Here is a 22,944-nt window from a genome sequence, read left to right as displayed (position 1 = left end):
GCGCCGGCCCTCAGGCCATCGCGAGGTCGGCGGCGCCCGGCTGACGGGGCCCGGTCTCGGTCTCGCCCGCGTCGGGCAGCCGCAGGTGCGCCGGCACCGGGATGTCGTAGAGCTTGGCCGCGTTCAGACCGAGCACCTTCTTCTTCGTGTCGGTGCCGATCGGCGCGTACTCGGTCAGGTCCTCGGGGATCTGGAAGTCGACGAACTTCTGGATCAGCCACTGCGGCGTCCACAACGCGTAGTCGCTCGAGAAGAGGATCCGGTCCTCCCCGATCCAGTAGAGGAGCTCGCCCATGATCTGGGCGAAGTACCGCGGCCGGGTGTGGATGAACGGCATCGCGACGGCGAGACCGCCGTGGACGTTGGGCTCCTGGGTGGCGATCCAGCAGAAGTCCTCGAGCCGCGGCAGCCCGACGTGCTCGACGACGAAGTTCAGGTCGGTGAAATCGGTGGCGGCGTGGTCGACGTCGGCGACGTCGAAGGCGTCCCGGTCCAGCGGGCGGATGGTCGGGCCCTTGTGCACGTGGATGTTGCGGATCCCGAGTTCGCGGCAGACCTCGAAGTACCGGTAGGCCATCGGGTCGCTGAGCTTCCAGCCGCGTGAGTCCCCGTGCCAGTCGGCCGTGTAGAGCTTCACGCCCTTCAGCCCGAACCGCTCGGCGTCGGCCCGGAGCTGGTCGAGTCCGCGCTCGCCGTCACGGGGGTCGAAGTAGTGGTTGTAGGTGAGCTTGTCGGGATGAGCCGCGGCCAGGGCCGACGCCTCGTCGGTCTGGCCGAAGCCACGGTGGTAGAACTCGGCGAGCCGGGCCGGCTGGAAGATCGCGTGGTCGACGACCCCGTCGCCGAACATGTCGCGCATCAGACGCTCGCCGCCCTGGTAGAGGTACTCCTCGTAGGACCAGACCTCGGATTCCGGGCTGAGGTTGCGGTGGTAGTCGTAGAAGCAGTCGATGAACTGCTTGCCGTGGATGTTCTTCTGGTTGTCGGGGCGTGCGTCCCACAGCGCGATGTGGGCGTCCACGACGAAGTAGTTCTCGCCGTCCTTGCTGTACATCCCGGCCTCCCAGCGGTCGTTGTGACAGCGGTCACGCTGTGGATCGGACGCTAGGCCGGTTGCGCACGACCGAGCAGGGTCCGGATGTCTCACTTTGGGACGCCGGAGGCCCCATCGGCCCCGGAGGGCGGCATATGGTGCCGGTCACACGCCAGCCCCGTCGCCCGGTGCCCGGGGCAGGCGCGACCTTCGCTGCTCGGGAGGGCGGTCTCGTGGACGATCACCCCGAGGGCCCGCCCAGCGTTCCCGGGACGCTCGCGGATCCCGATCTGGACACGCGGACGGCCGCGCCCCGGCTGCGGGCGTCGTGGCGGCGCAGCGAGCAGTACGGCGTGCCGCACGACGAGGTCCTGCCGGTGTTCACCGGCTCGGTCGACACCGGGTCGCTGCTCGCCGAGTGCGCCTCGCAGGTGCTCACCGGACTCCAGTCGACGATCGCGAACGAGCCGGTGAGCCTCATGGTCGCCGACTCCGACGGCCTGGTGCTGATCCGGCTGTGCACCGACCCGGGCATCCGCTCCTCGCTGGACCGGGTCCACCTCGCACCTGGGTTCTCGTACTCCGAGCGCAACGCCGGCACCAACGGACTCGGCCTGTCCCTGGCCGACCGCGCTCCCTCGCTCGTGCGGGCGGCCGACCACTACTGCAGCGAGCTGCGCGGCTACACCTGCGCCGCGGCACCCGTCCTGGACCCCGTGTCCGGCGAGCTCGCCGGCAGCATCAACCTCACGACCTGGTCCGACTCCTCCTCCGAGCTCCTGCTCGCCCTCGCGCAGGCGGCGGCGGGGGCGACGACCGGGCTGATGCTGGTCCGGTCGACCGGGCGCGCCATCCGCCCCGCACCGCGTGGCGAGGTCTTCCACGTCGTCGGGGGGCACCTCTCGCCGGCCACCGGCGATCCCTGCGGCTCCACGGTCTGGCGGGCCGCGGTCGGCGACGCGGCAGCGGCGACCGCAGCCGGCCGGGTCCTGGCCGTCGTCGGTGAGCCGGGCGCGGGAAAGGCGACCCTGGCGGCCCTCGCCCGCCGGCGGCACGCCGCCCGGCAGCGGATCCTGCACGCCCGCGCCCCCGAGGCCCCCGACGTGGCGGCCTGGCTGGAACTGTGGACGCCGGGACTGCGCAGTGCCGACGCGTGCATCATCGTGTCCGGCATCGAGCGGCTGCCGGCCTGGGCTGCGGAGGACCTCGTCCGGACCCTCGACGCCGTCCGCTCGCCCGACCGCCCCCAGCCCTTCGTGCTGACCGCCGCCGGCTTCACGGCGATCCCCGAACAGCTCGCCCGGCTGGTCGACACCGTGGTCGAAGCCCCACCCCTGCGGCACCGGGCCGACGACGTCCTGCCGCTTGCCCACCACGTCGCGCGCGAGGAGCGCCACCGCGATCTGAGCTTCACCCCGCGTGCGGCCCGCGCCCTGACCAGCTACCACTGGCCGGAGAACGTCCGGCAGCTCCGGCGCATCGTCCGCGACGCCGCATCCCGCGCCGACGTCATCGATGTCCAGCACCTCGCGCCCGAGGTCCTGGACGGCGGGCGGCGCACGCTGACCCGCCTGGAGAGGCTGGAGCGGGACGAGATCATCCGCTGCCTCACCGAACCGCACACCACCATCAAGCACGTGGCCGAGGACCTGGGCATCGGGCGGGCCACCCTCTACCGCAAGATCGCGCAGTACGACATCACGGTCCCGTCGCGGTCGGCGAGCGCCCCGGCCTGAGCGGCCGCCCCCATTCCTGCCCGGGCGTCCGGGCGGACCGGCGAGCCGGCCGGGCGACACGCGCGGATGTCCGCAGGGCGAGGACCGCTTGGCGCGGGTACATCGAGGGAAGACAAGCGCTCATGGCAGTGGCGGGGAAAGGCACGGCCCCGGTCAGCGCGCCGGCGGCCCCGGACGCCGGCGCCGGGTCCAGCGACGCGATCTCGCCGCACCGGATCCCCTTCCGGGCGTGGCTGCGCATCCTGCGGCGCGCCGGGCGGCACGTCCTGAGCGACCGGCTCCAGGTCGCCAGCGCCGGCATCGCCTTCTTCGCCGTCCTGTCCATCGCCCCGATGCTGGTGACGGCGCTGTCGGTGTACGGCGCCGTCAACACCCCCGCCCAGGCGATGCAGCAGATGGCGAGCGTCGCCGGGCGCCTCCCGCCCGAGCTCCAGCCGCTCGTCCTCGATCAGCTCACGACCATCACCGCCGCCTCGACGCAGGTGCACACCTTCCGCGGTCTCACCGGCCTGGTCATCGCCCTCTGGACGGCGACGACCGCCGCCGGCTACCTGGTCGACGCCCTGACGCTCGCCTACCACGAGACCGAGACCCGCGGGTTCCTGCGCCGCATGGGGCTCGCGCTCACCGTCGTCCTAGGAGGCGCCCTGCTCCTCGGCGCGGTTCTCGCCGTGGCCGGCGCCGTCGCCCGGGCCGCCGACGGGGCCGCGGAGCCGGTGCGCCTCCTCGTGAGCACGCTCGCCTGGCCGGCCCTCGCGGCGGTCATGGCCGGGGCTCTCGCGGTGCTCTACCGGTTCGCCCCCGACCGCAAGCAGGCCCGCTGGCGATGGATCAGCGGAGGCGCGATGGTCACCACGGTGCTCTGGCTGGCCACCTCGATCGGCCTGTTCGCCTACGTGCAGAGCCTCGGCAACTACGCGTCCACCTACGGTTCCCTGGCCGGCGTGGCGATCAGCATGTTCTGGCTGTGGATCTCGGTGTTCCTGGTCATCCTCGGTGCCTCGGTCAACGCCGAGGCGGAGCGCCAGACCGTCCGCGACTCGACGGTGGGGCCCGAGCAGCCGCTGGGCCGGAGGGGTGCCGTCGTCGCCGACAGCGCCCCGCCCTATCCGGGCGAGGAGTAGGCCGGCGGCGCGGGCGGCCGTGCCGGAACGGCGCTCCGCACCGGCCCCACCAGCCCTTCGACACGCCCGGGCGCAGTCCGCACGCCTCAGATCCGGTAGAACGGGTAGCGAGCGACGAGCGGAACGTGACCGCTGGCCAGCGGGGGGCAAGTCGACTGGCAAGGGAGACCCACGTGCTTTCCGACCGATCCCGACCCGTGATCGAGGCGACCCTTCCGGTGGTCGCCGACAACATCGAAGAGATCGCCACCCGGTTCTACGCACACCTCTTCGGCGAACATCCCGAGCTGCTCGACGGCGTCTTCAACCGCGGGAACCAGGCGGAGAAGACGCAGCAGATGGCGCTCGCCGGATCCGTCGCGGTCTTCGCCAGCTCCCTGGTGAAGGTGCCCGAGCAGCTGCCCGAGCACCTGCTCTCGCGCATCGCGCACAAGCACGCGTCGCTCGGCATCACCCCGGCCCAGTACGACGTCGTCCACGACAACCTGTTCTGGGCGATCGTCGACGTGCTCGGCGCCGCGGTCACGCCCGAGGTGGCCGCGGCCTGGGACGAGGTCTACTGGCTGATGGCCTACGCGTTGATCAACCAGGAGCGCGGGCTCTACAGCGCCCGGGGGGTGCGTCCGGAGACGGTGTGGCGCGACTGGGAGGTCGTCGAGAAGGTCCAGGAGACCGAGGACGTCGTGACGTTCCGGGTCCGCCGGATCGACGACCGCCTGGTGAAGACCTCGCTGCCCGGCCAGTACGTGACCGTGCAGGTGCCGATGCCCGACGGCGTCCGCCAGCCCCGCCAGTACAGCCTCACCAAGGCCGACGACGGTGAGCACCGGCAGTTCTCCGTCAAGCGCGTCCACGACGAGGGCAAGCCGGACGGCGAGGTGTCCAATTTCCTGTGCGACACCGTCGCGGTCGGTGACCGGCTAACGATGTCACTGCCCTTCGGCGACGTCGTCCTGGACGACTCGCGCCCGGCGGTGTTCGCGAGCGCCGGGATCGGCGTCACCCCGATGGCCGGCATGCTCTCCCACCTCGCGGCGGCCGGCTCCCACCTGCCGATCACCTTCCTGCATGCCGACGTCGACGAGGCGTCCTTCGCCCTGCGGCACCAGGTGCTGGAGGATCTCCGCGCCCTTTCCGGCGGGTCGGCCCACGTCTGGTACGAGCGCGGGGCCGAGAGCACGCTCCCCGTGGAGGCGCACGCGGGTGTGATGGATCTGGACGAGGTCAAGCTCCCGGACGACGCCACCTATTACCTCTGCGGTCCCCTTCCCTTCATGCAGGCGGTCCGCAGCTCGCTGATCGACCGCGACGTGCATCCCCGCGACATCCAGTACGAGGTCTTCGGGCCCGACCTCTGGCAGGCGGACCTCGCCACGGAGGAGACCCCGGGCGCCGAGCGGAGCGGCCGGCACAGCGCCTGACGCAGACCTGTCCGGACCCGTCCGGCCCGGACCCTCGGGTCCGGGCGGGTCACCCACAGACGAGGAAGGAGGCGTGCGTGGACATCGCCGCGATGCGGGCGAACTTCGCCAAGGCCGCTGCCACCGGGGACGAGGCCCCGCTGTACTTCTATTCGCACCTGTTCCTGAGCCATCCCGAGACCCGGCAGATGTTCCCGGTCTCGATGGCCCACCAGCGCGACCGGCTCTTCAGCGCCCTGGGCGACGTCGTCGCACGGGTCGACGACCTCGACGCGCTCGTGCCGATCCTGCAGCAGCTCGGACGCGACCATCGCAAGTTCGGCACCCTGGCGGCGCACTACCCGGCCGTCGGGGCGAGCCTGCTCGCCACGCTGGAGCACTTCGACGACCAGTGGAGCCCCGAGCTCGCCAAGGACTGGACCGAGGCCTACACCCTCGTCGCCGAGGTGATGACCGCCGCGGCCGACGAGGCCGCAGAGCAGCCGGCCTGGTGGGACGCCGACGTGGTCGCCCACGAGACGCGGGCCATCGACGTCGCGGTCCTCCGGATACGTCCCCGTGCCCAGTACGACTACGTGGCCGGGCAGTCGCTGTCCCTGGAGACGAACGTCCGGCCGCGGCTGTGGCGCTACTACTCGCCCGCGAACGCGCCCCGTCCGGACGGCCTGATGGAGATCCACGTCAAGGCCCGCGACGGTGGCCCGGTCAGTTCCGCCTTGGTGCGCCGCGTCGGCGTGGGCGATGTGCTGCGTCTCGGCCCGCCCGTCGGGCACATCTCCCTCGACGCGGAATCCGACCGCGACCTCCTCCTCATCGCCGGCGGCATGGGCCTGGCACCGCTGAAGGCGCTGATCGACCAGGTCAGCCGCCGCGGCCCGGCCCGGCGGGTCGACCTGTTCGTGGGAGCCCGCAACGACGACCACCACTACGATCGGGCGGACCTGCGGCGGCTGGAGCAGGAGAACCCCTGGCTGAGCGTCACCCTCGCCGTCTCGGAGGACAAGCTCTCGTCGCTGGAGCACGGGGACGTGGGCGACGTCGTCATGCGGCACGGGCCGTGGCTCAGCCGGGAGGTCTACGTCGCAGGCCCCGGAGTGATGGTGGACGACACCGTCTCCCGGCTCCGGGAGCACGGCGTGCCGAGCAGGCGCATTCACAGCGAGGTCTTTGCCCCCAGCCGACCGGGGCCCAGTCTTGACGGAGAGGTGACCGAATGACCAGCGCACCGAACGAGCCCGGGAACGACGATCGCGGACTCAACCCGGCCGACCTCCACGAGCTGCGGTTCACCCGCGCCTCCATGCTCCGCCCGGGCTACGTCGACACCGAGGTGGACCGCGTCATGAGCCGGGTGGCCGAGGAGCTCGCCCGGCACATCGCCGAGAAGGCACAGCTGCGCGACGAGGTGCGCGCGCTCCGGGCCCACGTCGAGGGCACCCCCGTGCCCGTGGCGCCGAGCGAGCAGGCGGTGCGCATCCTGTCCTCCGCCCAGCAGACGGCGGACGCCTACGTCGCGGAGGCGGAGGAGTTCAGCAGGCAGATGACCAGCGAGGCCCGCGCCGTGTACGAGGAGGAGGTCCGGCAGGCGCGGGAGAACGCCGGCGCGATCATCCAGGCGGCCCAGGAGGCGGCCGCCAAGATGACGGTCGGCATGGCCGGAGCCGACGCCGGGGCCCGCAGCATGGAGGAGCTCGAGGAGCAGGTCGCCTACCTCAAGGCGTTCGGCCAGGCGTGCAGGGTGCAGCTGCGCTCCTACCTGGAGGCCCTGCTCAGCGACGTCGAGAAGGAGTGGGGCCGGGCCGACCCCGCCCTGCTGCCGCAGCAGCCCGCTCGCGCCCCAGCGCAGCGGTCGTCCCGCGACGCGCCGGACGACTCGGCGGCCACCTTCTACGGGAACACGGCGGCCGAGGCGCCGGGGGCGTCGGAGGAGCAGGAGGGCTCGCCGGCCACCGCCGGGTCCCGTTCCGCTCCGTGAGGCGGGGACCGGGCGGGGCAGCGAGGGAGATCGCCGTCCCGCCCGGCCGCCGGCGGGCGGCCCCCGACGGGAGGACTCAGGAGAAGTCGGCGGGGCTGAACGCTCGGGGCTCCACGAGGACCAGCCAGTTGCCGGAGACGTCGCGCATCACCGCCTCGACGCCGTACGGCCGGTCGGCGGGCTCCTGCAGGACCTCCACGCCCTTGGCCGACAACTCCTCGAAGGTCTTCCGGCAGTCGTCGACGGTGAGCCCGAGCCCGCCGTCCTGCCCCTTCTCCAGCTGCCGCCGGACGAACGAGGCGGCCTCGTCGCACGCGCCGAGATGACGGCGGGGCACACTTCGGCCATGGGAGACGACACCGACGACGTCCGTGCAGTGCTGGCCGCGGAGGACCGCCGCTACCGCGCCATGCAGGACGCCGACCTGACGACGCTCACGGAGGTGTGCGCGGAGGAACTGAGCTACGCGCACTCCAGCGGCGTCCGCGACACCAGGAGCGAGTACCTGGAGAAGCTCCGCTCGGGGTACTACGTCTACCGGCGCATCGACCACCCCGTGGAACGCGTCGAGGTCCTGGGCGACACCGCGGTCGTGGTCGGCCGGATGACCGCCGACGTGGAGGTCCAGGGGAGGCCCAAGACGATCGACAACCTCGCCCTCGCCGTCTGGACCCGGGCGTCGGGGGCGTGGCAGCTGCTCGCCTACGCGCCGACGTCCCTCCCCGCCCCGGCCGCCTGAGTCACGGCTGCCTGAATCACGATCGCCTGAATCACGACTGCCTGAATCACGGCTGCCTGAGTCACGATCGCCTGAGTCACGATCGCCTGGTCACGACGTCGGCTGCAGGACGAAGTCGTAGCGCGCCTCGAGCCATGGCTCGGCGGAACTGCCGCCGTCCGGGGTCTCGCCGGCCTCCCGCTGCTCGAACCGGACGACCAACTCCTGCTTGGTGCCGAACACGACGTCGCTGTCCAGGTACTCCGCACCCTCCTGGAACAGGTGCGTGATCAGCGGCTCGTAGCCCGGCACGTTGACCAGGAAGTGGATGTGCGCCGGCCGGAAGTGGCTGATGGCGGTCCGGGAGATGAGGTCCCCGACCGGGCCGTCCATCGGGATGCTGTAGCCCTTCGGCGCGATGGTGCGCACGCAGTAGCCGCCGTCCTCCCGGGTCGTGTACTTCGCGCGCAGGCGCGCCTCGTCGATGTCGGGCAGCTGCGACTCGTAGGCGCCCTCGGTGTCGGCCTGCCACACGTCGAGCACTCCCCCGGCCACCGGCTTCCCCTCCAGGTCGCGGACGACCCCGTGGAGGTAGAGCGGGGTCCCGGGGACGCCGTCGGACATGTCCCCGCCGTAGCCCAGCTCCGGGGACCCCTCGATGTGGAAGGGGCCGAGCACGGTCGCCGGTGTCGCCGCCGGGTCGAGCCGGTGGTTCATCTGGACGACGAGCATCGACAGGCCGAGGACGTCGGAGGCGAGGATGAACTCCAGCCTCTTGTCGTCGCTGATCTGCCCGGTGCGGGTCAGCCACTGCATGGCGGCCATCCACTCGGCCTCGGTCAGCCGGACCTCGCGGGCGAAGTCGTGCAGGTGCCGCACGAGTGCCGCCAGCAGCTCGGCCAGCCGCGGGTCGCGCGCGGTGGTCCAGCGCTGATGTGCGAGATCGGTGATGTTGTCCTCGGTGACCGGCTGCACGGCATCCTCCTGGCGGGCTGCGGGCGGCGGCTGCCGTCCCGGGTCTCGATGGTCAGGGCGTCAGAACCAACCGCACGCCTGCGGAGCCGGCGGCCTGGCGCCGCCAGGCCGCCGCTGCGTCGGCGAGCGGGATGTCCTCGTGCGCGACGGAGATCAGGCCCTGCGCGGCGTGCTCCGCCACCGTGGTCAGCGCCTCGCGACGCTGCCCCGGGCTGAGCGCGTTGTTGGTGTACCCGAGGATCTCCGCCGAGCGGCCGCGGAGCACGGCCGAGGAGAACTCCGCGACGTCCCCGGAGGCTCCCCCGAGGTTCACCAGGCGGCCGCCTGGTCCGAGCACCCGTGAGGCGGCGGTCGCCGCGAGGCCGAACACCGGGTCCACGACCACGTCCACCTTGCCGCCGGCGGCATCCTGGATGCGGGCGGTGAGGTGGTCGACGTCGCCGGCGAGCGGCACGACGACGTCGGCGCCGAGCCGCCGGGCGCGTTCCTGCGACTCCTCGGACCGGCAGACGGCGACGACCCGGCCGGCGCCGAGCACCCGGGCCGCACCCACTGCGGCCTGGCCCACGGCCCCGCCGGCGCCGAGCACCAGGACGTGCTCCCCCTCCTGCAGCCGGCCGCGCCAGGTCAGCGTCATCCAGGCGGCGACCGCCGACAGGCCGAGGGCCGCGAGCGCGGGATCGGCGACGCCGGCCGCGACGGGGACGACGTCGACATCGGGGACCACGCACCGCTCGGCCAGGCCGCCGTCGCCGGGCGCCATCCCGGCCGTGGTCGAGAAGAACACCCGCGTGCCGGCCGGCAGCGTGGCGGAGTCCTCGACCGTGCCGACCCCTTGCACGCCGGGAACGTACGGCGTTGCCGGCCGGCCGAAGTACGACGTGCCCGAGGCGCAGAGGAGGTCCAGCGGCACCAGGGGTGCCGCGGTGACCCGCACCGACGTGTGTCCCGGGGTGACGACCGGATCGGGGTGGTCGCGGACGACCGGGACCTCCCCGGGCGTCTCCAGCACGGCGGCGCGCACGGTCCCGTCCCTCGTCAGCCGTCGGCGGGATCGACGTAGACGGCGTTGCGGTCCACGGTCAGGTAGGTCTGCATCCCGATCGGCCGCCGGCGCTCCTCGGCGAGCTGCCCGAGCAGCCCGGCCGCACGGGCCAGCAGCGCGAAGCCCCGGAGGAGCTCGACGGGCAGCCCGAGGTCGGCGAGGGCGGCGCCGCAGACCCCGGCGCCGTTGAGCGGCAACTGCCGTCCCAGCACCTGGCCGTGCACCCGGCCGATCGCCTCGAACAGCCGGAGGTGCGGACCGCGCAGGCCCTCCTCCTCGGCGATCCGGAGCAGGACGGGGGTCCGCGGGTCGCCCTGCTTGTGCACCGGGTGCCCGAGCCCGGGGACGTAGCGCCCCGCGGCGCGGGTGGCGGTCACCGCGTCGAGCGCCAGGGCGTCCCAGCCCGCGTCGTTCTCGGGGTGGTCGTCGCCGTGCCGCTCGAGCACCTCGTGCAGGAAGGTCCCGCAGTCCTCCGTGACGCCGAGGAACCGTGAGCCGCCGCCGAGCAGGCCGGCGGCGAGCGCGCCCTGCAGCGAGTCCGGCGCCGAGAGGTAGGTCAGGCGCGCCGCGATCGCCGTCGGGGTGAACCCGTGATCGGCGAGCGCCACCAGCACCGCCTCGAAGACGCGGGTCTCCGAGGGGGTCGGCCGGCGCAGCGTGACCAGCCAGAAGGCCAGCTCCCCGAAGCCCACCTTGCCCATGAGGTCCTCGGTCAGGTCCTGTCCGAGCAGCCGGATCTCGTCGGCGGTCGACGTCCCCAGCGAGGTCGGGAACTCCAGGCCCGCCGGGGCGGTGGGGCGGGCGCGATCCGGGTCGGTCATGCCGACGCCTCCTCGTCGGCCGGCGCCGCCAGCCAGCGGCGCAGCTCGTCGCCGTGCTCGTCCAGCGTGGGCGGCGGGAGGCGGTACTCGGGGGGCGTGGCCGAGAACGTGATGGGGTTGCGCACCGTCGGGACGGCGGCGGACCCCTCCCCCACGGTCACCACCGGGTCCAGCCCCACCTCCTCGGCGAAGGCGACCCCCTGGTCGATGGTGTTGATCGGCCCGCAGGGCACCCCCGCGCCGATGATGTCGCGGAACCACTCCATCTTCGTTCGGGTGCGCAGCCGTTCGAGCAGCAGCGGCCGCAGCTCGTCCCGGTGATGGTTGCGGTCCTCGGTGCGCGCGAAGCGGGGGTCGTCGGCCAGCTCCGGGACCCCCAGCACGCCGCAGAGCTTGCGGAACTGGGCGTCGTTGCCCGCGGTGATGATGAGCTCGCCGTCGGAGCACATCATCGGCGCGTAGGGGTAGAGGCTCGGGTGGCTGTTGCCCATGCGGAACGGCACGACGCCGCCGGCCACGAACGCGCTGGTCTGGTTCGCGAGCCCGGAGAGGGCGGAGGCGAGCAGATTGACCTCGACGTGCTGGCCGCGGCCGGTCTCGTGGCGGTGGTTCAGGGCGGAGAGGACGCCGATCGTGGCATGCAGCCCGGCCATGATGTCGAAGAGCGCGACACCGGCCCGGTACGGCTCGCCGTCGGGCTCCCCGGTGAGACTCATGAAACCGGAGATGGCCTGCACGATGAGGTCGTAGCCGGGCAGGGACCGGCCCCCGGGGGCGCTCCCGAACCCGCTGATGGACGCGTAGATCACGCCTGCGTTGCCGGCCGCGACGCTGTCGTAGTCGAGTCCGAAGCGCTCCAGCCCGCCGGGCTTGAAGTTCTCGACGAAGACGTCCGCCCGGCGAGCCAGCTCGCGGGCGAGTTCGAGGTCGGCCGGGTCCTTGAGGTCGAGGGCGATCGAGCGCTTGTTGCGGTTGGCGCCCAGGTAGTACGTCGCCACGCCGTCGCGCACCGGGGGCTGCCAGGTGCGGGTGTCGTCACCGCCCGGGCCCTCGACCTTCACCACCTCCGCCCCCAGGTCCGCGAGCAGCATCGTCGCGTAGGGGCCGGCCAGGATCCGCGAGAAGTCGGCCACCAGCAGGCCGGAGAGGGGCCCGCGGTGGGCCGGAGGGGTCGCTTCCGGTGGGCCGGCCGTCATCAGCTTCGCGGTCCCCTCTCGTCCACCGGGCTGCTCGGCGGACATCCGTCCGCGTCGGCGTGGCAGCAGTTTCACCACCCTCGCGGAGGAGTGTCAACCGCTGGGAGCGTCGGGGCGTAGCCCCGCCGCGATCCTCTTGACACCGCGTGGCGAGCGGGTCGAGGGTGACCGGCATCGCGCCGGTGACCGCTGTGCGGACGCTCGTCCGATTCGAGCCGACGCCGTCCTGAAGGAGACGATGACCATGCCCGAGGCCACTCCCGAACCCGGCCGTCCGCTGGTGCTGCGCGGTGGCACGGTCCTGACCATGGACGCCTCCTCGACCGTCCTCGACGACGCCGACGTGCTCGTCGTGGACGACCGGATCGCCGCCGTCGGTCCCCGGCTGGAGGTGCCCGACGGCACGCAGGAGATCGATGCCCGTGGCGGGATCGTGATGCCGGGCATGATCGACTCGCACCGGCACATGTGGCAGACGGCGATGCGCGGCTACGGCGCCGACTGGACGCTGACCCAGTACTTCGTCTGGTACTACCTCGAGCACGGCCGGAAGTTCCGCCCCGAGGACATCGCCGCCGGCAACCGCCTGGCGGCCATCGAGTCACTGGACGCCGGCGTCACGACGACGGTCGACTGGTCGCACGGGCTGTCGAGCCTGCAGCACGGCGAGGCGGCGGTGGACGCCCTCCGATCGGTGCCCGGCCGTTTCGTCCTCGCCTACGGCAACATCCAGGCCGGCCCGTGGGAGTGGACCGCGGACCCGGGCATCCGCGCGCTGCTGGAGCGGCTGCGGGACGACGCCGACGACCGGATGGGCGTGCAGATCGCCTTCGACGTCACCGGCGACCCGGCCTTCCCGGAGAAGGCGGCGTTCGAGGTGGCCCGCGACCTCGGCATCCCGGTGACGACGCACGCCGGCGTCTGGGGCGCCACCAACGACGACGGCATCCGGCTGATGCACGAGAACGACTTCATGAGGCCGGAGACCGTGTACGTGCACGCCTCGACCCTCACCCGGGACAGCTACCAGCGGATCGCCGCGACCGGCGGCTCGATCTCGGTGGCGACCGAGTCGGAGTGCAGCGCCGGCCAGGGCCACGCACCCACCGAGCAGGTCCTGCAGTACGGAATCCCCGTGTCGCTCTCGGTGGACACCAGCGTGTGGTGGAGCGGGGACATGTTCTCCGCCATGCGCTCGACCCTCAACGCCGACCGGATGGCCCAGCACATGGACGCTCACCTGAAGGGCGACACCATCACCCACCTGCGGCTGCGCGCCCAGCACGTCGTCGAGTGGGCGACCCGGGGCGGCGCGCACGCGATCGGCCGCGACGACGACCTGGGCAGCCTCGAGCCGGGCAAGAAGGCCGACGTCGTGCTCATTCGGAACGACGCCTCGCCGGTGTCGTTCCCGATGCTCAACCCCTACGGCCACGTCGCCTTCCAGGCGCAGCGCGGCGACGTGCACACGGTGATCGTCGACGGCCGGGTCGTGAAGCACGACGGCACGCTGGTCGGCATCGACCTGGCCCCCGTCCGCCGGGAGATCGAGTCGACCATCGACTACCTCCGGTCGGAGCTCGGCGAGGAGACCTGGCAGCAGGGCATGTTCCCGGAGATGCCCGACGCCGAGGCGTCGATCCTGGACAACCCGTACCAGTACACCGACTACAAGGACGAGGGGAAGCGCGCCGGCGGCGAGGAGCGGGTCCTCGGCCGGTGACCGCCCCGGACCGGGAACGAACCCGTGCGGGGGATCGGTCCCGCGCACGGCGCGTGTCATCCTCGGACCCGGCGGAGGGAGGGGTGGTGGCAGGTCGCGGCGCGGGACCGGACTTCGTCGAGGCGCTGGCGCGCGGGCTCGACGTCCTCGCCTGCTTCGACGCCGACCACCGCAGCATGTCGCTGACCGAGGTGGCGACCGCGACCGGGCTCGCCCGGCCCACCGCGCGACGGCTGCTGCTCACCCTCGAGGAACTGGGGTTCGTCCGGTCCTCCGGCGGGTCCTTCTCGCTCACGCCCAAGGTCCTCACGCTGGGCATGGCCTACGTGGGTGCGCTGGGACTCTGGGACATCGCCCGCCCCCACCTCGAGGACCTCGTCGCCCGCACCGGGGAGTCGTCGTCCATGGCCCAGCTCGACGGGTCGGACATCGTCTACGTCGCCCGGGTGTCGGTGCCCAAGCTCATCGCACTGCGCGTGGACATCGGCACGCGGTTCCCCGCCGTCCAGACGTCCCAGGGCAAGGTGCTGCTCGCCGCCCTCTCCCCCGACGAGCTGCACGCCACGCTGGCCGAGCCCAGCCGGGCCGGCCTGCCCCCCTACATCGGCCGCCCCGTCGAGCGCCTGCGCGACGAGCTGACGGAGATCCGCGCACGCGGCTGGGCACTTGCCGACGAGGAGCTCGCACCGGGGGTGCGGTCGGTCGCCGTCCCGGTCCGGGACCACACCGGCGTCGTCCGGGCGGCCATGAACGTCACGGTGCACGCGGCCGAGACGACCACCGAACGGCTGCTGCAGGACCACCTCCCGTTGCTCCTGCGCACGGCCGGGAACGTCAGCGCCGAATGGGCGCTGTGGCAGTCACGTCCGCATGTCTCGGTGGCCCGCCCGGCCGGGAACGGCTCGGCCACCGCGTAACCGCCTGCTCCAGGACGTTCCCCCCTGCCGATCACAGGGCGCGCCGGCCGATCACCTCGCGTCCGCCGGGTCGTGCTGCCCGCCCCCCGGGGCGGACCCGGCCCGGCGAACGACGACGCCCGCACGCGAATGTGAACACCTCTGGACCGAATGTGACGGCGCGCCCACGCACCGCTGTCCCCGGAGCCGACGGCGCCCCTCGGCGTATCGACGGGACACCCCGGCCGCGTTCACTGCCGGGCGACCACACCGTCGGGGGCGCTGCCGTGCCCGGACATCTGGGGGCCTCGTGTCGTACCTGACCGCTCGTCGGAGTGCCGTCGCAGGCGTGCTGACGGCCCTGGTGATCGGATCCCCGGCGACGCTCGCGCACGCACGGACCGACGGTGCCGTCGCTACCGCGGCGCCCGCGACCCCGGCACTGGAACTGGACTGGACCCCGTGCGGACTCACTCCGGAGGGCACGGACTCCGGCGTCGAGTGCGCGACCGCGGGCCTGCCCATGGACTACGACGAACCCGACGGCGAGCAGGTCCGGATCGCCGTCGCCAGGGTGCCCGCCACGCAGCCCGCCGAGCGCATCGGCTCCCTGTTCTTCAACCTCGGCGGTCCCGGCGCCCCGTCCGCGGAGCTGCTGCAGGCCATCGGCAGCGGCCCCTTCTCGGCTCTCAACGCGAGGTTCGACATCGTCGGCTTCGATCCCCGGGGAACCGGCCAGAGCACGCCTGCCGTCGACTGCGAGGTGAACCAGGAGACCGAGGGGCTCACCCCGCGGCCGATGCCGATCCCCGTCGACGTGGACGCCGACGCCCTCGTCGCCCGCGCCCAGGACTACGTCGACAGCTGCCTCGCGAACAACGGCGAGATCCTGGCCCACCTCTCGACCGCCAACGTCGCCCGCGACATGGACGCCCTGCGCGCTGCCGTCGGCGACGAGAAGCTCAGCTACCTCGGCTACTCCTACGGCACGTTCCTCGGGGCCACCTACGCCGCCTTGTTCCCCGACCGCTACCGGGCGATCGTCCTCGACGCCCCGGTGGACGCCGAGCGGTACATCCCCGATCCGTTCACCCTCAGCTCGCTCCAGGCGGTCGGCTTCGAGCGCGCGCTGAACCGCTTCCTGGCCGCGTGCGCCGGCGATCAGGCGGCCTGCGCAGGGTTCGGCAACGGCGATCCCGGCCCCGCCTACGACGCGCTGCTCGCCACGGCGGCGGCCACACCGATCCCCGCGGACCGTTACGAGGCCGATCCACGTCCGGTGACGGCCGACGACATCCGGGACGTCACGCTGACGCTGCTGTACTCGAAGCACAACTGGGCGCTGCTCGCGGCCACGCTCGCGCAGGCGGAGGACGGCGACGCGTCGGTCGTCCGGGCGATCATCGACCTGATCGTGTTCCCGCGCGAGGAGGACGGCTCCTACGACCCGCAGTCGGACCGCTTCTTCGCCATCATGGCCGGCGAACGGCAGTGGCCCACCGACGTCGAGGCCTACCTCGCCCGCGGTGCGCAGGACTGGGTCAACGTGCCCCACTTCTGGGGCTTCGCCTACTCGGAGATCCCGTTCGCGCTGTGGCCCGTGCACGACGAGGACGCCTACGACGGTCCGTTCACGGTCCCGGACTCGTCCCCCACTCCCCTGGTGATCGCCACGACCTACGACCCGGCCACGCCGTACGCGGGAGGGGTGGCGATGGTGCAGGCGCTGGGGAACGCCCGGCTTGTGACGATGGAGGGCGACGGGCACGGCGCCTACGGTCTGGAGAACTCCGCCTGCGTCGACGCGGCGACCGAGGCCTACCTGTTCGACGGGACCGTTCCCGCGGCGGGGACCGTCTGCGCGCAGGAGGTCCCGTTCGTCGGTCTGCAGCCGTCGCCGGCGCAGGCCGCGGCCGACGGCAGGGCCGCGCTGTCCGTGGCGGACGCGCTCGGCGCCGGCCGGCTCGTGCGCTGACGGGGACCTCCGGACTGCTGCCGGCTGCGAAGCGCCCCGCCGCCGTCAGACCTCGTCGACGGCCAGGTCACCCGTCTGCCGCTGGATCGTGCCGACGACCAGGACGGCGACCATCAGCGCCGCCAGCGCCCCGACCACGACCACGGCCGGCAGTTCCAGCGCGATGTCGAGGAGCGCGACGGCGGCGGCGGCGAGCGGCCACCACCAGCCGCTGCGGGCCCGGCGGGCCATCCCGGTGTCGGTCACCGTCATCGAGATCAGATAGACGGCCACGCCACCGGCCAGCAGCAGACGGGTACCCGTGGGCACCTCTCCCTGGCCGCTCTCCACGACCGCCAGCTCGATGCCCGCGCCGATCGTCGCCAGCGCCAGGGTCAGTGGCAGCTGACCGAAGATGTACACGTCGTGCGAGTGGTCGCTGCGTTCTCCGCCGACCTCGTTCAGCAGCCGCTTGGCCCGGGCGCCGGCGAGGTCGAAGTAGCTCCACCACAGCGCGGCGGCCAGGACGAAGGACAGCACCGCGACCGGCATCGACGGCCCGCTCCACTCCGCGTCGTAGAGGCCGTGCGCGACCCCGGCCACCGACTCCCCCAGCACCAGGATCACGAACAGGGCGAACCGCTCGGGCAGGTGCTCGACGTGCAGGGGGACGTCGGCCGAGGCGCGGGTGGCCACCAGTGGCACCAGTGCCTCGACCAGGACCGCGACCGCCCACAGCGCGAAGGCCAGCGGCCGCGGGACGAGCAGGGACAGTCCCCAGAGCAGTGCGCCCGCCGCGGCGCCGAGCAGGTAGAGCCGGACGACCGGCCGGGCATCCCGCACGTGCCGGTAGGCGCGGCCGTACTGCAGGAGCAGCAGCAGGCGCAGCAGCAGCTGGCAGCCGACGAAGATCCCGAACCGCTTCCCGGTCGCGTCGGACGCCGAGGCCGCGAGCCCCACGACGGCGGCCATGCTGCCCAGCTTGTACAGCCGGTACAGGACGTCGTCGTGGTCGAACCGGTTGGCGTAGAGGGTCGAGCTGACCCACGCCCACCACACGGTGGCGAACAGGCCGGCGAACCGGAGCGCCCCGGCCACGGTGACGTCGTCCCGCAGCTCGATCGCCAGCTCGGCGACGACGAGGACGAACGCCAGGTCGAAGAAGAGCTCGAGGCGCGATGCGGAGCGGTCCTCGCCGGTCTGCAGGTCCGGGGGCCGTACCAGCCCCCTCAGGGAGTCGAGCAGCCGCCCCGCCACCGAACGCTCAGCCACTCCGCCCCCTGTGCCGTGCCCGGACTCCGCCGGAGGCGGCCGACCGCAACCCGGCCGGGATCACGACCGATGCGGGGGCGTTACCCGGCGGACAGTCCCGCATGCACCGCCGGAAAGGGCGGGGCCCACCCGAAGTGGTGAGGAACCATTCATGCCCACCGGCGCGCCGCCGATCATCCATCCATGCAGGTGACCCGCGGAGCCGGAGGCCGGCGACAGCCGACCCCCGGCGGCGGGCTCGCGTCCCTGCCGGCCCGGATCGCGGCCACGCTGAGCAGCACGGTGGTCGCCTCGGCGGACTTCACCGCCGTCCTGACGGGCACCGTCTTCTCGGCCGGCGGCGCGCTCGGTCTGCTGGTGCCGCTCTTCCCGCAGGATGCGCGCGTCCGGGAACGCGAGGTCGTCGTCCTCGCCGCGCTGGCCCTGCTGGTCGGCCTGAGCATGCTCCGGTGGGGGCGCCTGCTGCCCTCCTGGGCGACGCACCTCGTGCTGCTCACCGGCACCCTGGCGGTCAGCCTCGCGGTGGTGTTCGCAGGGGTGACCCCCGCCGGCGTGGCCCTCGCCAGCTTCTACGCCTTCGTCGCCCTGGACGCGGGCATGTGCTTCACCCGGGCCGCGACGTCCTGCCACGTCCTGGTGGCCGTCCTCGCCTGCGGGGGAACGATGATCCCCCAGGGGGCCACCGGCGCGTACGCCGCGGTCGTCATCAGCGGGACGACGGTCGTGGTCGCCCTGGGGAGCGGCTGGCTGCTGCGCGTCGCCGCCTCGGCCGACGCCGACCCGCTCACCGGCCTGCCGAACCGCCGCCGCCTCGACGCGGTGCTGCAGACAGCCGTCGACCGTGCCCAGCGCACCCGGTCCCCGCTGAGCGTGGCGCTGCTGGACCTCGACCACTTCAAGGTGGTCAACGACAGCTCGGGGCACGACGAGGGCGACCGGCTGCTGCTCGCGGTGGCGCATGCCTGGACCTCGCAGCTCGCCCCGGGCGACGTCCTGGCCCGGCAGGGGGGTGACGAGTTCGTCGTCGTCCTGCCCGGCTCGGATCTGACCGAGGCGTCCGCGCGGGTCGGGCGGCTGCTGGCCGTCATGCCCGGCGGCTCCACCTGCTCGGCCGGGGTGAGCGACCTCGGGGACGGCGACTCGCTGGGCGTCCTCATGCGCCGGGCCGACGCCGCGCTGTACGAGGCCAAGCGCAGCGGCCGCAACCGGGCCGTGCCCGCCACCTACTGACCGGGTTCGCGCCGCCGCCGCGTTCGTGGCGGCCCGGCACGGCTGTTCAGCGCGCCGCGGATCCCTCGAGCGCCGCGGATCCCTCGAGCGCCGCGGCGGCCGAGGGCAACAGTCCCGTGGGCGTGTGTGCGACGCCGCTGTCCAGCGACCGCTCCCACTCCGCGGTGTCCAGGACGGCGGCGAAGCGGGACTGGAGCACCAGGAGCGTGTGCCGGTGCAGCTCCTCGGCCGTGACCGCCCCGACCGCGTTCCGCAGCGCGACGGTGCCCGTGGCGTCGGCGAGGACCTCGACGCGGTAGCCGCGGTGCAGCGCCTCACGGGCGGTGGAGTCGATGCAGTTGTGCGTCAGGAAACCGACCAGCGTGAGCGTGTCCACGCCCGCCCCGGCCAGCCACTCCTGGAGCGGGGTGCCGGCGAAGGCGCTGGGCAGGGCCTTCTCGACGGCGAGGTCCGCATGGACGCCGTCCATCACGTCGAGCAGCTGCCAGCCCGGCGAGCCGGTCGCGAACGCCGGCGCGTCGGCGGGCCCCGTCTGCTGGACGACGACCATGGGGATGCCCCGGGCGGTGGCGGCGTCGATGGCCCGCCGGATGTTCGGGAGCGAGACGTCGAGGGGTGGCCACGTGATCGGCAGCGCGCCGCCGTCGTACTCGCCCTGGACGTCGACCACCAGCAGTGCCCGGCTCACGAAATTCCCCAACCCGTCGTCCGCGGCGCCGAGGACGGCACCGTCGCCGACCCATGATGCGGGGAGATGCCGACGGCGCGCGCCTCAGAGGTCGATCACGCGCCTCACAGGTCGATCACGACCTTTCCCCGTGCGCGACCCTCGCGGAGGTGGCGAAGGGCCGCGGGCGTCTCCACGAGCGGGAAGGCCCGGTCGACCACCGGCGTCACCGCGCCCGATTCGACGAGGTCCGTGAGGGCGGCGAGGTCCGCCGCGTTCTCCGACGCGATGAACGAGCCCAGCCGCTGGCGGGTCAACGGGGACAGCGCCATCGCCCGGAGCTGACGGTCGAGCCCGCCGAGCCAGCGCCCGCCGGTCTCCGCCCCGACGATGACCAGCGTCCCGGTGGGGGTGAGCGCACGCCGCAGCGTGCGCAGCGGGCGGTTGCCCCCGGTGTCGAGGATGACGTCGTACCGCCGCTCCCCCGCCGCGAGGTCGTCGTCGAGCCGGTAGTCGACGACGTGATCGGCGCCGAGCGACCGGACGAGGTCCACCTTGCCGGTGCTGACGACTCCGGTGACCTCGGCACCGAACGCCTTCGCGATCTGGACGGCGTACGACCCGACGCCGCCCGCCGCGCCGATGACGAGCACCCGCTGGCCCGGCTGGACGTGCCCGTGGTCGCGAACCGCCTGGAGGGCGGTAGTGCCGGAGATCGGGAGCGCCGCCGCCTGACGGAAGGTCAGGTTCGCGGGCCGGGGCGCGAGCTTGCCCGCCGCCGCGCGGGCGTACTCGGCGAAGGTGCCCTCCCCGACGCCGTACACCTCGTCTCCCGGCCGCAGCGTGGTCACGTCCCGGCCGACCGCCTCGACGCGGCCGGCCAGTTCTCGGCCCCGCACGGGGGTCTTCGGCGTCCGGAATCCGTAGCCCGCGAGGCGGATGGGGTACGGCAGGCCGGCCATCAGGTGCCAGGCGCCCTGGTCGACCCCGGCCGCGTGCACGCGCACCAGCACCTCGTCGGTCCCGATGGTCGGTCGGTCGATCTCCGCCAGTCGCAGCACGTCGGCCTCGCCGTACGCGTCCTGCACGATCGCCCGCATCGTCCCCGCCGTGGTCGCGGGCCCTGCGTCCGGCGTGCCCGATTCGGTCCTCATGAGCAGCTCTCCCTGTTGTCGGCTTACAGCGTAAGGCTTACGCTTACAACGTAAGCCCGTCAAGGCGCAGAGGCGTCAGGGCGCAGAGCCGTCAGGACGCAGAGCCGTCAGGACGCAGAGCCGTCAGGACGCAGAGCCGTCAGGACCCAGGACCGGAGGACCCGGATGCCGCTCCCCTCGCCGCCCGGCCCGGCGCCACGGGCCCCCCTGAGCCGGGAACGGGTGCTGCGCGCCGCCGTCGCCCTCGCCGAGACCGGCGGGATCGAGGCGCTCACGATGCGCCGGCTCGGCCAGGAGCTCCGGGTGGAGGCCATGTCGCTGTACCGGCACGTGGCCAACAAGGAGGATCTGCTCGACGGCATGGTCGACGTCGTCTTCGGAGAGATCGAGCTGCCGCAGGCGGGCACCGACTGGCGCACCGCCATGCGCGAGCGCGCGAGCTCGGTTCGCGCCGCCCTGACCCGCCACCCCTGGGCGACGCCTCTCATGCAGTCGCGCAGCACGCCCGGCCCGGCGACCCTGCGGCACCACGACGCCGTGATCGGCACCCTCCGCGCCGCGGGCTTCCCGATCGCGCTGGTGGCGCACGCGTTCTCCGCCCTGGACAGCTACATCTACGGGTTCGCGATGCAGCAGCGGAGTCTGCCGTTCGAGACCGGGGAGGAGACGGCCGAGCTGGCGACGGCGATCATGGCCGGGTTCCCGGCCGGCCAGTACCCGCACCTCGTCGAGCTGACCGTCGACCACGTCCTCCAGCCGGGCTACGACTACGGCGCGGAGTTCGAGTTCGGGCTCGACCTCATCCTCGACGGCCTGGAGCGGGCGCTCCGCACGGCCTGACCGCGGGCACCTGGCCTAGCGGCCGGCGGCCTGGCGGATCAGCTCCGACACGTGCGGTTTCGCGGCGTGCGCCCCGGCGGCCAGGAACGCCTGCTGGATGACCTCGTTCAGGCGTTCCCGCGACAGCATGTCGTTGCCCATGACCTCCTGCTCCGCGGCGCCCGGGGCGAAGACCACGGTCCGGATGCCTTCGGCCTCCAGCGCCCGCACCTCCCTGGCCAGCAACCGGGCGGAGTGCCGGCGTCCCGCCGCATGGACGTCGGGACGCCACCCGGCCGGGCCGCTCATCGGCGACACGACGACGACGAGATCCAGCCCCGCGCCGCGCAGGACGGCGGCGTTCGTCGGGGAGTGCACGCCGCCGTCGATGTAGCTGCGGTCGCCGATCTTCACCGGCGCGAAGTAGCCCGGCACCGCGCAGGACGCGGCCACGGCCAGGTGGATCGGCGCGGGAGGTGACCCCGGACGGCCGAAGACGACCCGGCGGCTGTCCCGCCGGCGCACCGCGCAGACCCACAGGTCGGGCTCCGGCCAGTCCGCCCGCTCGAGTTCCCGCAGGGCGGCCAGCTGCTCGACGATGTCGTGCCGTCCGGGGGCGAGCAGGGTCATGCCTGCGGCGAAAGGCCGGAACTGCAACGGCCTGGTCAGCGCCCGGTGCACCAGGTGCGGGCCGGGCAGCCGCAGTGGCCGGCGCAGCAGGTGCAGGGGGTTGAACGGGGCCAGCGGCGTGGCGGAGGTCTCCGCCAGCCGGCGGAGCACGTCGGCGTCCCCCGACAGGGGGGCCTTCACCGTCCAGGCCGCGAGGTCCTCCGGGGAGACGCCCAGCCGCAACAGCGTGCCGGTGATCGATCCGGCCGACGTGCCCACGATCATGTCGGCGGTGCGGGCGTCGAACCCGACGTCGTGCTGGAGCACGGCCAGGACCGCCGAGTGGTACGCCTGCCCGACCACGCCACCGCCGCCCAGCACCAGGCCGACCCGTGTCACGTGCGGAAGCCTGCCACGCACGGGCTCAGGGGTCAGTCGGCCCCTGAGCCCGTGCGGTGACGGCTCCGGTCAGGCGCTGCCCAGCCGCTGGCGGCGCCGGGCGCGCAGTCCGCTCCACAGGATGAACACCAGCGCGACCGCACCTCCGAACGCCCCACCCCAGACGAGGCCGCCCAC

The 22,944-nt window shown here is 73.1% G+C and carries 21 protein-coding genes; 11 read left to right on the top strand and 10 right to left on the bottom strand.

Annotation, left to right across the window (positions count from 1 at the left end):
* Nucleotides 1–10: 10 nt before the first annotated feature.
* Entirely contained in the window at nt 11–1,054 is a 1,044-nt protein-coding gene (locus tag E4P39_RS05150) for an amidohydrolase family protein (RefSeq protein WP_135135331.1), read from the bottom strand.
* Between the two features lie 212 nt (nt 1,055–1,266).
* On the opposite strand from E4P39_RS05150, the gene E4P39_RS05145 reads away from it, so the two are divergent.
* The 5 genes from E4P39_RS05145 to E4P39_RS05125 all read left to right on the top strand — a co-directional run bounded on the left by E4P39_RS05145 (nt 1,267) and on the right by E4P39_RS05125 (nt 7,289).
* Nucleotides 1,267–2,769, top strand: a complete 1,503-nt coding sequence (locus E4P39_RS05145; protein WP_245159649.1) for a helix-turn-helix domain-containing protein — start codon at nt 1,267–1,269, stop codon at nt 2,767–2,769.
* Nucleotides 2,770–2,891: 122 nt separating this feature from the next.
* The gene (locus E4P39_RS05140; RefSeq protein WP_135135329.1) at nt 2,892–3,893 is read left to right on the top strand and encodes a YihY/virulence factor BrkB family protein; all 1,002 of its coding nucleotides are present in this window, start codon (nt 2,892–2,894) and stop codon (nt 3,891–3,893) included.
* Between the two features lie 173 nt (nt 3,894–4,066).
* Nucleotides 4,067–5,314 (top strand): globin domain-containing protein, encoded by a 1,248-nt coding sequence (locus E4P39_RS05135; RefSeq protein WP_135135328.1) that lies wholly within the window; start codon nt 4,067–4,069, stop codon nt 5,312–5,314.
* Between the two features lie 77 nt (nt 5,315–5,391).
* Nucleotides 5,392–6,531 carry a globin domain-containing protein gene (locus E4P39_RS05130; RefSeq protein ID WP_135135327.1) on the top strand — a complete coding sequence of 380 codons (1,140 nt, stop codon included), beginning with the start codon at nt 5,392–5,394 and terminating at the stop codon, nt 6,529–6,531.
* On the top strand, nt 6,528–7,289 hold the full coding sequence (locus E4P39_RS05125) for a DivIVA domain-containing protein (protein WP_135135326.1): 762 nt from the start codon (nt 6,528–6,530) through the stop codon (nt 7,287–7,289). Before E4P39_RS05130 ends, E4P39_RS05125 begins: the two co-directional genes overlap by 4 nt.
* A gap of 76 nt (nt 7,290–7,365) precedes the next feature.
* Here the strand turns inward: E4P39_RS05125 and E4P39_RS05120 are convergent, their stop codons facing one another.
* Nucleotides 7,366–7,626: a VOC family protein gene (locus E4P39_RS05120; protein WP_209306357.1), complete on the bottom strand. Its 261-nt coding sequence runs from the start codon at nt 7,624–7,626 to the stop codon at nt 7,366–7,368.
* A 9-nt stretch (nt 7,627–7,635) separates the two neighbouring features.
* Here E4P39_RS05120 and E4P39_RS05115 point away from each other — a divergent pair, with 9 nt between their 5' ends.
* Nucleotides 7,636–8,028 carry a nuclear transport factor 2 family protein gene (locus tag E4P39_RS05115; RefSeq protein WP_167761611.1) on the top strand — a complete coding sequence of 131 codons (393 nt, stop codon included), beginning with the start codon at nt 7,636–7,638 and terminating at the stop codon, nt 8,026–8,028.
* Nucleotides 8,029–8,118: 90 nt separating this feature from the next.
* On the opposite strand, the gene E4P39_RS05110 is transcribed toward E4P39_RS05115, so the two are convergent.
* The 4 genes from E4P39_RS05110 to E4P39_RS05095 are packed head-to-tail and all read right to left on the bottom strand — an operon-like array spanning nt 8,119 to nt 12,089.
* A complete protein-coding gene (locus E4P39_RS05110; protein WP_135135324.1) occupies nt 8,119–8,982 on the bottom strand; it encodes a dioxygenase in 864 nt (287 codons plus the stop codon).
* Between the two features lie 52 nt (nt 8,983–9,034).
* A complete protein-coding gene (locus E4P39_RS05105; RefSeq protein WP_135135323.1) occupies nt 9,035–10,006 on the bottom strand; it encodes a zinc-binding dehydrogenase in 972 nt (323 codons plus the stop codon).
* A gap of 14 nt (nt 10,007–10,020) precedes the next feature.
* A complete protein-coding gene (locus E4P39_RS05100) occupies nt 10,021–10,848 on the bottom strand; it encodes a citryl-CoA lyase (RefSeq protein ID WP_135135322.1) in 828 nt (275 codons plus the stop codon).
* Nucleotides 10,845–12,089, bottom strand: a complete 1,245-nt coding sequence (locus tag E4P39_RS05095; RefSeq protein WP_245159648.1) for a CoA transferase — start codon at nt 12,087–12,089, stop codon at nt 10,845–10,847. The genes E4P39_RS05100 and E4P39_RS05095 overlap by 4 nt, the downstream gene beginning before the upstream one ends.
* A 193-nt stretch (nt 12,090–12,282) precedes the next feature.
* Here E4P39_RS05095 and E4P39_RS05090 point away from each other — a divergent pair, with 193 nt between their 5' ends.
* The 3 genes from E4P39_RS05090 (at nt 12,283) to E4P39_RS05080 (ending at nt 16,638) form a co-directional block, all read left to right on the top strand.
* Nucleotides 12,283–13,767 (top strand): amidohydrolase family protein, encoded by a 1,485-nt coding sequence (locus tag E4P39_RS05090; protein ID WP_209306356.1) that lies wholly within the window; start codon nt 12,283–12,285, stop codon nt 13,765–13,767.
* An 86-nt stretch (nt 13,768–13,853) separates the two neighbouring features.
* On the top strand, nt 13,854–14,684 hold the full coding sequence (locus E4P39_RS05085; RefSeq protein WP_135135321.1) for an IclR family transcriptional regulator C-terminal domain-containing protein: 831 nt from the start codon (nt 13,854–13,856) through the stop codon (nt 14,682–14,684).
* 328 nt (nt 14,685–15,012) lie between these two features.
* On the top strand, nt 15,013–16,638 hold the full coding sequence (locus tag E4P39_RS05080) for an alpha/beta hydrolase (RefSeq protein WP_167761609.1): 1,626 nt from the start codon (nt 15,013–15,015) through the stop codon (nt 16,636–16,638).
* Nucleotides 16,639–16,683: 45 nt separating this feature from the next.
* On the opposite strand, the gene E4P39_RS05075 is transcribed toward E4P39_RS05080, so the two are convergent.
* Entirely contained in the window at nt 16,684–17,889 is a 1,206-nt protein-coding gene (locus E4P39_RS05075) for a low temperature requirement protein A (protein WP_135135319.1), read from the bottom strand.
* 183 nt (nt 17,890–18,072) lie between these two features.
* On the opposite strand from E4P39_RS05075, the gene E4P39_RS05070 reads away from it, so the two are divergent.
* A complete protein-coding gene (locus E4P39_RS05070; protein WP_135135318.1) occupies nt 18,073–19,119 on the top strand; it encodes a GGDEF domain-containing protein in 1,047 nt (348 codons plus the stop codon).
* Between the two features lie 46 nt (nt 19,120–19,165).
* Here E4P39_RS05070 and E4P39_RS05065 read toward each other — a convergent pair whose 3' ends face one another.
* A complete protein-coding gene (locus tag E4P39_RS05065) occupies nt 19,166–19,807 on the bottom strand; it encodes a cysteine hydrolase family protein (RefSeq protein WP_135135317.1) in 642 nt (213 codons plus the stop codon).
* Nucleotides 19,808–19,911: 104 nt separating this feature from the next.
* The gene (locus E4P39_RS05060) at nt 19,912–20,940 is read right to left on the bottom strand and encodes an NAD(P)-dependent alcohol dehydrogenase (RefSeq protein ID WP_245159647.1); all 1,029 of its coding nucleotides are present in this window, start codon (nt 20,938–20,940) and stop codon (nt 19,912–19,914) included.
* Between the two features lie 165 nt (nt 20,941–21,105).
* On the opposite strand from E4P39_RS05060, the gene E4P39_RS05055 reads away from it, so the two are divergent.
* Entirely contained in the window at nt 21,106–21,780 is a 675-nt protein-coding gene (locus tag E4P39_RS05055; RefSeq protein ID WP_135135316.1) for a TetR/AcrR family transcriptional regulator, read from the top strand.
* Between the two features lie 15 nt (nt 21,781–21,795).
* On the opposite strand, the gene E4P39_RS05050 is transcribed toward E4P39_RS05055, so the two are convergent.
* A complete protein-coding gene (locus E4P39_RS05050) occupies nt 21,796–22,767 on the bottom strand; it encodes a patatin-like phospholipase family protein (RefSeq protein WP_135135315.1) in 972 nt (323 codons plus the stop codon).
* Nucleotides 22,768–22,944 lie beyond the last annotated feature (177 nt).

Source organism: Blastococcus sp. CT_GayMR19 (genome assembly GCF_004570385.1).
Taxonomy (GTDB): Bacteria; Actinomycetota; Actinomycetes; order Mycobacteriales; family Geodermatophilaceae; genus Blastococcus_B.
This window is presented reverse-complemented; position numbering and strand designations above follow the sequence as displayed.